Consider the following 7,812-nt stretch of genomic DNA (forward strand, 5'->3'; position numbering starts at 1 on the left):
CACTGGGAGGTCTGTTGCACTTATTGCTTGACTCCAGCGGTAGTGCATTTGAGGGAGAAAAAAAGAATTCCGTTGGGAGAGCACATCAGTACAATGTTGTAGATGTATTTTCCGGGATGTTAGCTGTCACAACAATAGATTTCAGGAGTCCATGTCATGCTCGTTTTTTAGAAGCGTTACTTGGTGCATTCATAAAGAAATCAGATTTTGGAAAGCTGTGGGGAGTTGAAATTAATGATGAGGATTGGCCATGTCATTTGGTCTCCTATGAGAATCTTTTAGATCGTGGTTCAGATTTTCTCTCAACAAAAAAGAATGTCATTCATGGTCGCTTTGGCGTGATGGCATCATCTTTTTGTCCCGCTTATAGGCCAGAGCAAAAATCACTGGTTGAAAGCACCAATAAGCTGTTTACCGAGCAGCTTTTTCACAGATTACCTGGTAAAGTGATTAAAGCCCTGGCAAGAGGAGCAAGTAACCCTGCGGAATACTCATGTATTGAAATGCCCCAATTATTTCAACTCTCTGTAGAGGTTGCTTATGTTATAAATAGGCGCTTGCTTGATAGGAAATACCTGAGTGCTGATATGGTACGGGATGGAGTTAAGCCTATACCCATTGAGATTTGGAAATGGGGTCTTGAAAACTGCAATTCATACGGGATCAGCTCTGATAATTTCGATAAAAAGTTGATGATATTATCTTTGAGTGAACAGGTAACTATAAGGGCGAATGAGAAAGGTGTATATACCGTTGGTGATAACAATAAAAATAAAATATTCTACGATCCAACTCATCCAGATATACAAAAATTTGTAAAGCTTTATAGGGATAATTTTAATGCTGGTTTGATTGGTGACTATTATACCGGGCACCGCATAATGGGTTCAGTTAACTATCTCTATCTCATATCTAAGGCTGACTCTTCGATAATTAAATGCAGAATACATTCAAGGAGTCAAAGGCTCGAGTATATGCATGTTGAGCAGGTACTTAACCAGCTAGACAATGAAAGAGTAGAAGATTCTAAGATACGTGAAGAAAATGCTGGTCATAGAGCGCGATTAACAGAAGCTCGTAGAAGTGCTTCAAAAAAAGCACTTGATAATCTTGCGAAAGGAAAAAAGCAGGCCAAGATGAGAGCCAGAAAAATAAATGACGAACAGAAATTAGAACAGGCGATGCTTGATCAATTAAAAAGGTACAGAGTTGAAGACTTTATTGGTGAATCCTCTGCGGATCAAGAAAAAGTTAAAAGTGCAGTTCCTGCAGGCTCTGAGTTTAGCTCAGAAGATGATAACGACGATTTTGATGATTTTTTACAAGGTGTTTAAGTTGTGGATAAAAAACTGAGAGAAAAAATATTCGTTAATCGAAGAATTCGAAGGTGTATTATTTACGATCCAGTTTATGAGTCCCGTTTAGCTCGTTATTCTAATAACCCATTAACAGAGTCAATATATAGTTTTATTACAAGGAATAGCGATGGAGATTTTGTCACTAAACAAAATCTATTTGGCTCTATAAGGAAGTTACCTTACCATCAAGACAGGGATGAAAATGGTAAAATTGATCTTGATGAATTCTATGCAAAGGATCGTTCATTAATTTCTATGGGGCTAACTGATTGTTGTCTGCCGGATAAAGATTTATGGTTCGAAATATGGAATGAAATAACTGATGTTCTAATGGATACCTATGTCTACAGAAATCCTTTATCCCCAGAGCATATCAGGCATTTAACATCATTATCTTTACAAAACAGGAAAAATACTGATGAAGTCAAACAAAAGAAAAAATATCTTTTCACTCCTAGAAAAGTGTGCCTGACATGCACCAAAACAAGTGTTTTTTTAGGTATAACAGGCGGTGGTAAAACATTTATGATAGAAAGTGTTTTATCAGTTATCCCGAATATTATTTATCATAATAGGTATAAGAATTTGCCTATCAATTTCGCTCAAATAACTTGGTTGAAAATTGACTGCCTTCCATCTGGTTCTGAGAAAGGTATATGTCTACAGTATTTGGCCACGCTTGATTATTTATTAGGACATACAGGGAAGGATTGCTACTTCAAACCAAGTAGTCATAATAAAAGCATTGATATATTGCAGTTGGAAATGGCAATAGCATCAACAATTCATAATGTCGGATTTCTGGTAATTGATGATTCTGAAAATATTCTAAATAATAATGAGCATAAAAGGCTTACAGCATTTCTAAGTGCTTTGGTTAACTGTGTCGGTGTTTCTGTACTTTATATGGGTACGACAAAAATGTGGAGGCTTTTCACAAGTGAGATGACAAAAGATTTCAGTGCAATAAGGCGAATAGCTACAGGCTTCTTTTATCAAGTGACCAGATATAATGTGGGTGATAAATTTTGGAGGCAACTGGTTCAGCTCTTCTGGATCAACTTAATGGCAAAGGAAAAAGTAAATTTAGCCGGAGAGTCAGAGGAAGAAAAGAAAGAAGCTGAAAGATACTATTTAAAAATTTATGACTACACACAAGGAATTCCGGCAATTCTTGCTAGTTATATGCATCGATGTAACCGTTACCTTGTCAATAAACAGTTGGATGAGATTAATGAAGCAGTTTTGGATTATGTTTTTGAGTATAGGATGATTATCATTCACGAAGGTATTAAAGCTCTTAGAGGTGATGGCCCTAATCCTTTTGAAGACCTTGAGGTGATACAGCAGCTGCTGGAAGAAGATAGGGCTGAAATGGGTAAACCTACAAACTCTGGCCTTGAGCCTGTAATGGAAAAAGAGTGCGATGATGAAGAGGAAGATAGTCAAGACCTACCTCCAGAGCCTATTGCAAGTGAGGGTGAGCGGCATGCTGAATTTCTAAAGTTACAGGCGCAACTGAAGGCAAGTCTTGGTCAGGAATCATGATATGAATGCGCAGTATTAAAGCTATATGAGTTCCCAGATTATATTGCTGACATGAACGAACGGAAAAGTCCAGTTTTAACCAAACCAAGCTGTCTCCCAAGGATTTGCTTGAAGGATATCCGGATCTTGGTTCACTAATTTTTGGAATACCCTGACCATTCCGGCAGCTGCTTCTTCCATAGTCTGTTCATATGTATCGAAATGCTCAACAGTATTTGAGACAAGGAAGTCCTGCCATTCATCAGAAAGCCCCGAAAACCAAAGGTTTGAGCCTATTTTCCTCAATGCAGCCTCAGCCGCATTTCGTTCATTGTTTCCTGGAATTGGTTCGGTCATCTTGGATCCTTTAAGTTCAACAGCATGGTATCTGGTAGGCAAGTATTTCAGTTAGTCACTCCAGAAGCTGAATGGCTCTTGTGCTCGGCTATGAAAGCCTCTTCCAAACTTTAGTATACAAGAATGCCTGCTTGTGCATGTTGACTAATCAGCTTTTAAATCTCTGTGGGTCATATTCTCCGCCGTCGCTTGCGGCGGGGTAGTTTATTAATCGACAAACGGCAGAAACCTCTGTCTTTTGTGCCTTCCAGTCGGATGCTCACAAAATCAGAATTTTTTTCACCACCCACGCTGCCGCAATATTCATCATTCTCTCGTAACCTCAAGCCTGCCTCTTGAAGAGGCCAGAAACACAGCTCGCGGTGAGTTGTGTATATCGCTTGAGGATTATCTCATGGCTAAGTCAAAGACCAGTACTCCTATGACGCCAAGCGCAGCGGCGCGTATTCAAAGCAGTGAAGCAAAAGCAAACGGCGGGAAGGTTTCCAGCGACAGTTTTGCCGCTCGTGCACAGTCTGCCGCAGCCAAGAACTCAGGGAAATCAGAAAAATAGATAGCTGACTATGGCGGGTGTATTTATACACCCGTCTTCAAGGGTGTTGAAAATGCGAAAATTCAGCAGTTGTAAAGAGATCGGCGCACTGGTCTCAAGAAAAGTCAGCCAGGGCTGGCTTTTTCAAAATGGCAAACGTCATGGAAAGTTAATTTCCCCTTTCGGATCAAGACTTACGGTACCATGTTCACCAAGTGATCGTAGGGCTTTTCAGAACTTCAAACGAGATATGAGAGCTATAGAAAGGGAGTATTTTACCAATGACCACTGATATACCAGAACGTCCATTCCCAACCATAGGTGAGATATATAGGGTTTTAGCTGGAGCACTGGGAACTAAGAATAACAATCGCGATTTGGACCGTATGGCCAGAGAAGGTGATTATGATCACCTTTTACGGAATAGTTTGCTTGATGAGCTGTTTAGAGATCCTTTAGCAAAGCGGCTATCCCCTCAGTTTTCAGAATTCTTTTGCAACCATCTTGACCATCTGATTTCTGAGTACATCAAGTTAGTAACATCCGTGGGGATCGATACCTTAACCAGAGCAGAATCATTACCACTTCTGATAGAGCATTTTTTTAGTCCATTGGCAGAGAAATTCCTGATTCAGGTACATAGTCTATTTAGTGGGCCGGTTCCAGCGACATACTTCAGTGGTAATGATGGTAGTAATGCCATCGAGGCTGTATGTGAGTGGTTGGAGAATAATATATCTTCCTTCTCTCCATTTCTGAGCTATCAAGAGAAAATTCAGCAAGATCAGTACCGCAAATGGAAACAAAGAAAAGAGCTTCCAAAGTCCACATCATTCACCGTGTTCTTGGAGGAGTTTCCTGAATCTCCCGACAGGCAGAGAATTCTGATTCATTTAACCATTGCAAGAGCGGTCCAGTATTTCCTGGATATTTGTTCAAAAAACGACCTGCTTGAGTCGGCCAACATAACTTACCGAAAAAGCGATTCCAGAGGCATCACTAACATACTGGCGGAAGCAAACCTGAATTATGGCAAAAAATTTGCCCCAATTGCCCCTGTGGCTTTTGCTGCATCAGATGTATTAAGAAGAAAATTTAGAAAGACAGTTAACACTAAAGAGGACAGTTGGCGGTTACTGGAAGAGTTTGAAAAACAGATGATCAAATATGACCCAGACGGTATTACAGGCCACTATCTGGCATGGCAGAAAGCAAAATGGTTCGTCTATGCAGGCCAGTACAAAGAGGCCTTAATACATTACAAATCTGCTTTTGATCAGACAATTTATAGAGCCGAAAACTTATCTGAGATTTTGAAAGAAGCCTTAGCCGTTGCTGCTTTTAAGCGTGACATGGTTTTTCTGAAACAGTTAAAGAATCAGGCCATAGCCTTTGGCTGTTTCAACGCCATTGGCGAGAGGGATAAGCTTTCAAGAGCCAGCAAAAGGTCTAAAGACAATATTGTCGAGGATTGGGAGTTAGAGCAATGGACTACCCATTTCTCAATACTATTCCCGCCAGAGAACTGTTTTCCTGATTGTATTGATGAGAAAAAACATGAAGTGGAATTCCCTTTTTTGCAGGACTTTGATCCGGATTCGTATAACAAAAAACCAGACTTAAAAAGGCCAAACCGGATGATCAGTATAGATATGGTGTTTGGTGGGGTGAAAAGAAGGTATCCACAGTTGGTTTTATATGCTCGCTGTAACCAGCCGGATAATGTAAAGGCTCTGCTCGATTCTGGTGCAGATGTAGATATGTTGTCCAGTATCTCGGAGTCAGCTTTATTGTTTTCTTTACTGACAGTTGTAAACACTGGGGACCGCAGGTGTTTTGATTTGCTTAAGGAGCATGAGCATAGTTATGAAACTATGAATATTAAGACAGACAAGTAGAAGTTCACTGTTCTTCTTCAGGCCGTCGAAACAGGAACTCCAGATATTGTTGATACCGTTTTGGCAATGGGGGCTAGGGTAAACCGTCCAGGGTGGATAGATGATCAGACTGCACTGAATATCTGTATCAAGAACCTCGCTATTCTCAAGAAAACGCCAGAGCAGTTTATTGAAAACTGTAATGACGTACAGCCAGATGACCCAGTGCTAATCGACTCTGTTCGTAGAATATCTTATGGGATGTTTGGGGCTACTGAGGAAGATACTCGTTCTGCAATCATAGATAGCCATGACAGTTTACTGCAGAATGCTTTTCGAGAATTAATGCTAAAAGCATTAGTCGAACAGAAAAAGACAAGGCTTAACCGTGATTGCTTAGTCAAAATAGCAATCATGCTGTTGGATCAAGGGGCTGATCCAAATGCAGTGCATCCCAGCCCAATAAAAGGATATACGCCCCTAATGCTGGCTGTGGAAAGCAATGAACCAGAATTGGTTGAATTGATGCTGGAGAAAGGCGGCAACCCATACAGGACCTACCAGTATGGTGCCAACCTTATCGATTGCTGGAGGATTGCCAGAGAGTTCCGTGCTGATAATGCATTTTCAGTTCTTGAGCGTTACAGACAATAAAATAACGATATTGAGCTGGCATGTGGACTCATTCAGAGTTCAGCTATTAGTATAGTAGCAATAATAATGCAGTTATCAGAGATCTCGTATCAAAGCTTCACACATTACTTTTTCCCAGTGATTCACGAAGGGAGCAGAATCGATGACTGGCTGTAAGATTGCTGTTTGGATGTCTTCAATAGGTAGTTGCAAACTGGCCAAACTGTCAATTTGGCCTAATAAGGAAATTAGCCGAGCCCCTGCTTCTTTTGAAAACCGAATGTCCAAATCAAAGTCTGTGAAGTGCTGTTCAACCCTGGCCTTTTGATTATAGGTCCAACTTTCTGGAGGCTGAACGAAGTATTCAATTACGCCAGGCTCACCTTCATCATCAGGCAGATATCGAGCAAATAACCACTGCTCGTTGAAGAATTTTTCATTATCCAAATATGGGTGGAGAACCTGTTTATCTTCGCTGTTTGCAAAGGTTTCTCCTTTCCCATCCATATTGCAGTCCCTGCATGATGGAATGAGATTGATAGGTAGTACAGAAAATTCAGGAAAATGTGCTTTGGGTAAGTAGTGATCCAGATTTCTTGGGCGACCAACACCTCCACAGAATGGGCACTTTTCATTAGCTGCAGTCATTATGGAGTCGTAAATGATGCGTCCGGGTTTCTTCTGACTAACGAAATAAGTGCCGTATAGTTTTATTAGCTCAGACTTTTTAAGCTGCCCTACTACCAATGGGTCTTCATCTGTGCCACAGGTTGTTGGTGTTAGCGTATGTAACCCTCCAGTAGAGGCAGAAGCCTCGTACACTCGCGCGCTTTCTTCAAGTACCTGTCTCTCAGCATTTACTTTTCCCAAAAGTAAAGTGTTACCAGTTATGCCAATACAGCATCTATCCAGAGTTTGTTCGTAACTATGCGCAGGATAGGCAAGCTTCAACATCAGCCAGCACTCCTATCACGATGGGTCACGAGTGCCTTTAAAATTGCACGGGCTTCCAGTCCAAGCTGATGGTTGTATTCCTGTATTATCTGCTCATAAGAGCCGCCTCTCTTTACAGATTTGACTAGCAAATCATGGAAGCCTGATTTGACCACTTCAAGGCCGAAAATTTCTCTGGTCAGCACGCCAACATTTTCACCAAATGTCTCAATATCCGGCCTGTTTACAGTGGTAGCCAAGCCTACTCTATTAACCTTCCAGACACAGGTTTTGGGTATTTCCTGTAAAACAACAGGAGAATGTGTTGCGATAATTGCTACACCATTTCTGTCGTAGAGAAGTTCAGATAAAGAACGAACAAAGGCTGATAACAATGGCGGGTGAAGATGACTCTCTGGCTCGTCAAGAAGCACCAATGTTTTCTCTTCCACTGTTGCAACCAAACGAGTGATTGTGAGCAACACTACTGCATGGCCTGAGCTGGTTCTTCTTATGGTTTTTCTTGCTTGATTGCTGAGATCTTCATTTTTCAACAGACCCCCTGTGTCAGCATAGTTGTCGCCTCTCCTGAAAT

The 7,812-nt window shown here is 41.0% G+C and carries 8 protein-coding genes; 5 read left to right on the top strand and 3 right to left on the bottom strand.

The annotated features are described in order from the left end of the window. Together CX664_RS26690 and CX664_RS22960 are read left to right on the top strand one after the other, a co-directional pair. Window positions 1-1,334: hypothetical protein (locus CX664_RS26690; protein WP_219622276.1), on the top strand; the 1,334-nt coding region annotated here is incomplete at its 5' end. A gap of 3 nt (window positions 1,335-1,337) precedes the next feature. Continuing rightward, complete coding sequence (locus tag CX664_RS22960; protein WP_101748979.1) at window positions 1,338-2,906, top strand: P-loop NTPase family protein; 1,569 nt, start codon at window positions 1,338-1,340, stop codon at window positions 2,904-2,906. A 75-nt stretch (window positions 2,907-2,981) separates the two neighbouring features. Here CX664_RS22960 and CX664_RS22965 read toward each other — a convergent pair whose 3' ends face one another. After that, window positions 2,982-3,242, bottom strand: a complete 261-nt coding sequence (locus CX664_RS22965; protein WP_101748980.1) for a hypothetical protein — start codon at window positions 3,240-3,242, stop codon at window positions 2,982-2,984. A 394-nt stretch (window positions 3,243-3,636) separates the two neighbouring features. Between CX664_RS22965 and CX664_RS22970 the strand changes: the two genes are divergently transcribed. From CX664_RS22970 to CX664_RS22985, 3 genes are all read left to right on the top strand, one after another. After that, window positions 3,637-3,795 carry a hypothetical protein gene (locus CX664_RS22970; RefSeq protein WP_101748981.1) on the top strand — a complete coding sequence of 53 codons (159 nt, stop codon included), beginning with the start codon at window positions 3,637-3,639 and terminating at the stop codon, window positions 3,793-3,795. Window positions 3,796-4,055: 260 nt separating this feature from the next. Beyond that, a complete protein-coding gene (locus tag CX664_RS22980) occupies window positions 4,056-5,672 on the top strand; it encodes a hypothetical protein (RefSeq protein WP_101748982.1) in 1,617 nt (538 codons plus the stop codon). A 66-nt stretch (window positions 5,673-5,738) separates the two neighbouring features. Next, the gene (locus CX664_RS22985) at window positions 5,739-6,305 is read left to right on the top strand and encodes an ankyrin repeat domain-containing protein (RefSeq protein WP_101748983.1); all 567 of its coding nucleotides are present in this window, start codon (window positions 5,739-5,741) and stop codon (window positions 6,303-6,305) included. A 75-nt stretch (window positions 6,306-6,380) separates the two neighbouring features. Here CX664_RS22985 and CX664_RS22990 read toward each other — a convergent pair whose 3' ends face one another. Continuing rightward, window positions 6,381-7,238 carry an HNH endonuclease gene (locus CX664_RS22990; protein ID WP_101748984.1) on the bottom strand — a complete coding sequence of 286 codons (858 nt, stop codon included), beginning with the start codon at window positions 7,236-7,238 and terminating at the stop codon, window positions 6,381-6,383. Further along, on the bottom strand, window positions 7,238-7,812 hold a 575-nt coding region (locus CX664_RS22995; RefSeq protein WP_180966600.1), incomplete at its 5' end, for an AAA family ATPase. The genes CX664_RS22995 and CX664_RS22990, both read right to left, overlap by 1 nt.

The sequence above is a fragment of the Endozoicomonas acroporae genome (assembly GCF_002864045.1).
GTDB lineage: Bacteria > Pseudomonadota > Gammaproteobacteria > Pseudomonadales > Endozoicomonadaceae > Endozoicomonas > Endozoicomonas acroporae.